The sequence below is a fragment of the Arsenicibacter rosenii genome (assembly GCF_001870735.1).
Lineage (GTDB): Bacteria > Bacteroidota > Bacteroidia > Cytophagales > Spirosomataceae > Arsenicibacter > Arsenicibacter rosenii.
On sequence record NZ_MORL01000148.1, the window covers coordinates 1 to 1,293 of the forward strand.

At 49.7% G+C, this 1,293-nt stretch carries 1 protein-coding gene; it reads left to right on the forward strand.

Annotation, left to right across the window (positions count from 1 at the left end):
* Window positions 1-718: 718 nt before the first annotated feature.
* A partial coding sequence (locus BLX24_RS30455) for a hypothetical protein (protein ID WP_143092936.1) occupies window positions 719-1,293 on the forward strand: 575 nt, incomplete at its 3' end.

Below are 1,293 nucleotides of genomic sequence, written 5' to 3' on the forward strand. Positions count from 1 at the left end.
GGCAACCTGTCAGACAGGGACAGCCGGATGGCAGGAATTTACCGGCAATACGATTAGACCAACTGCGGTTAATGTGTACACAGCTATCTGTACATCCGGAGCCTGTCAAAGCTCCGCTACATTTACGCCTGCTCAGCTTCATTGTACAAATTGTTCCTACCAGACACCTTCTTTTACGAATACACCTAATTGTAATGGCCTGACTTATACCATCACCGCAGCCTGCCTAACCAATAGCACGGCTCATATTTACTGGAATGGCCAGGACAAAGGGAGTAGTTTTACCACCGGTGCCTTAGTCAATAATCAAAGTTACACCTATACAGCCCGTTGCGTTTGGGATGGGACAGGTGATCAGTGTAGTGACAGTGATTTAGCGCAAGGAACCTTTACAGTAAACTGTACACCTACTGACCCCTGTTTTGAAAAACCGGATGATCAACAGCTACTGGCTTCTTCAGAAAATATCTGTCCGGGGAGTCCGGTTAGTCTAAGCGCCAATAACTGTCAGGGAACGGTAACATGGAGTCATGGCTTAGGTACACAAGTATCTGTATCTGATTCACCGGCAACTACAACAACATATAGTTTTACCTGCACACTCAGTGGGGGGTGCCAGCGGATTCGTCAGAAAACCATCCAAGTCACCACCTGCAATCCGTGTATAAACGCATCAGTACCGACACCGGCGATATCAGGGGCGGCTGACGGAACAACCGTGCAGCTTAATACGGCTATTACATTCACCTCGTCGTGTCCGACAAACTATACAACGCATTGGTATAATGGCAATAGTTGTCTCAACTGCAACGTAGCCGGCAGCTGGTCAACCCGTCAATATGATTTTACCGGTACCGGACAGGTTGAGGTCAAGGCAAAGTGTGTCGATAGTAATCAGTGCGAAGGCGACCCGTCGAATGTCATCAGGGTAAATGTTATAGATAACCCCTGCATCAATAAGTCCCTGCCCGCCCCGCAGGTACAGAATGTTAGTGTTCGGAGCGGCGAATCCTTCATGCTCTCGCCATCCTGTTCATCCGGAACGGCTCAGGTCTTTCTAAGCAACCAATGGACGAATGCACCCTATACCCTGACAAACATCAATGTGCCGGTTACCTATCAGGCACGGTGTGCCGAAACCGTCGGTTCGGCCACCTGTTCCGGGGCCGTGGTAAGCGGTTCGGTTACCCTGCGGGCCAATCAGGGGCTTATTGTTAATCCGACACCGGATCAGGATCTGACCGTCAATACACCGGTTGATTTTTATGTCAATGCCTTTACGGACCCTGACGG